This window comes from Streptococcus cristatus (assembly GCF_003943535.1).
Lineage (GTDB): Bacteria > Bacillota > Bacilli > Lactobacillales > Streptococcaceae > Streptococcus > Streptococcus cristatus_L.
The window spans coordinates 1-2,169 of record NZ_RJPU01000020.1 but is presented as its reverse complement, the minus strand read 5'-3'; the positions used below and the strand labels follow the sequence as shown (position 1 = coordinate 2,169).

Sequence of the window (2,169 nt, the reverse complement as noted above, 5' to 3'; positions counted from 1 at the left end):
AGTCTGCTTCAGCGTCATTGAGCTTGAGTCAATCCGTTTCAACAAGCGAGTCTGCTTCAGCGTCATTGAGCTTGAGTCAATCCGTTTCAACAAGTGCAAGTGCTTCAACTTCATTGAGCGCCAGCCAGTCTATCTCAACAAGCGCAAGTGCTTCAGCGTCACTGAGCACCAGCCAGTCTGTCTCAGCAAGCGCAAGTGCTTCAGCATCAGTAAGCCTGAGCCAGTCTGTCTCAGTAAGTGCAAGTGCTTCAGCATCAGTAAGCTTGAGTCAATCAGTTTCAACAAGTGCAAGTGCTTCAGCATCAGTAAGCCTGAGCCAGTCAGTTTCAGCAAGTGCCTCAGCTTCAACTTCATTGAGCACCAGCCAGTCAGTTTCAGCAAGTGAATCAGCTTCAACTTCATTGAGCACCAGCCAGTCTGTCTCAGTAAGTGCAAGTGCTTCAGCATCATTGAGCCTGAGTCAATCAGTTTCAACAAGCGAGTCTGCTTCAGCGTCATTGAGCTTGAGTCAATCCGTTTCAACAAGTGCAAGTGCTTCAACTTCATTGAGCGCCAGCCAGTCTATCTCAACAAGCGCAAGTGCTTCAGCGTCACTGAGCACCAGCCAGTCTGTCTCAGCAAGCGCAAGTGCTTCAGCATCAGTAAGCCTGAGCCAGTCTGTCTCAGTAAGTGCAAGTGCTTCAGCATCAGTAAGCCTGAGCCAGTCAGTTTCAGCAAGTGAATCAGCTTCAACCTCATTGAGCACCAGCCAGTCTGTATCAGTAAGCACAAGTGCCTCAGCGTCAATGAGCGCCAGCCAGTCTGTCTCAGTAAGCGCAAGTGCTTCAGCATCAGTAAGCCTGAGCCAGTCTGTCTCAGTAAGTGCCAGTGCTTCAGCATCAGTAAGCCTGAGCCAGTCAGTTTCAGCAAGTGCCTCAGCTTCATTGAGCGCCAGCCAGTCTGTCTCAGTAAGTGCAAGTGCTTCAGCATCATTGAGCCTGAGTCAATCAGTTTCAACAAGTGAATCAGCTTCAGCGTCAATGAGCTTGAGCCAGTCAGTCTCAACAAGTGCCAGTGCTTCAGCATCAGTAAGCCTGAGCCAGTCAGTTTCAACAAGTGAATCAGCTTCAACGTCATTGAGCACCAGCCAGTCAGTCTCAGCAAGCGAGTCTGCTTCAGCGTCAATGAGCTTGAGTCAATCAGTTTCAGCAAGTGAATCTGCCTCAGCGTCATTGAGCCTGAGCCAGTCAGTCTCAGCAAGCACAAGCACTTCAGCATCAGTAAGCCTGAGCCAGTCAGTCTCAGCAAGTGAATCAGCTTCAACGTCATTGAGCACCAGCCAGTCAGTCTCAGCAAGTGAATCAGCTTCAGCATCAGTAAGCTTGAGTCAATCAGTTTCAACAAGTGCCTCTGCTTCAACGTCATTGAGCCTGAGTCAATCTGTCTCAGCAAGTGCCAGTGCTTCAGCATCAGTAAGTCTGAGCCAGTCAGTCTCAGCAAGCGAGTCTGCTTCAGCGTCATTGAGCGCAAGCCAGTCAGTTTCAACAAGTGAATCAGCTTCAGCATCAGTAAGTCTGAGCCAGTCAGTTTCAGCAAGTGAATCTGNTTCAACCTCATTGAGCTTGAGCCAGTCTGTATCAGCAAGTGAATCAGCTTCAGCATCAGTAAGCCTGAGCCAGTCAGTTTCAACAAGTGAATCAGCTTCAACGTCATTGAGCACCAGCCAGTCTGTATCAGCAAGCGAGTCTGCTTCAGCGTCAATAAGCTTGAGCCAGTCAGTCTCAGCAAGTGAATCAGCTTCAACGTCATTGAGCACCAGCCAGTCAGGCTCGTGCTGGCTGAATCTGAGGCACTGAGTGAGGCACTGAGACTTGTGCTCAATGACGCTGAAGCAGACTCGCTTGTTGAAACTGATTGACTCAGGCTCAATGAGGCTGAAGCACTGGCACTTACTGAGACAGACTGGCTGGTGCTCAATGAAGTTGAGGCGCTTGTGCTTATTGAAACGGATTGACTCAAGCTTACTGATGCTGAAGCACTGGCACTTGCTGAGACAGATTGACTCAGGCTCAATGACGTTGAAGCAGAGGCACTTGTTGAAACTGATTGACTCAAGCTTACTGATGCTGAAGCTGATTCACTTGCTGAGACTGACTGGCTGGTGCTCAATGACGTTGAAGCTGATTCACT

Annotated in this window: 1 protein-coding gene and 1 pseudogene; one reads left to right on the top strand and one right to left on the bottom strand. The window is 49.3% G+C overall.

The window, feature by feature from the left end; genetic code table 11:
• Window positions 1–129: 129 nt before the first annotated feature.
• Window positions 130–546 (bottom strand): hypothetical protein, encoded by a 417-nt coding sequence (locus D8790_RS10610; protein ID WP_185761950.1) that lies wholly within the window; start codon window positions 544–546, stop codon window positions 130–132.
• A gap of 1,313 nt (window positions 547–1,859) precedes the next feature.
• On the opposite strand from D8790_RS10610, the pseudogene D8790_RS10600 reads away from it, so the two are divergent.
• A pseudogene (locus tag D8790_RS10600) lies at window positions 1,860–2,169 on the top strand (hypothetical protein); the annotation flags it as partial.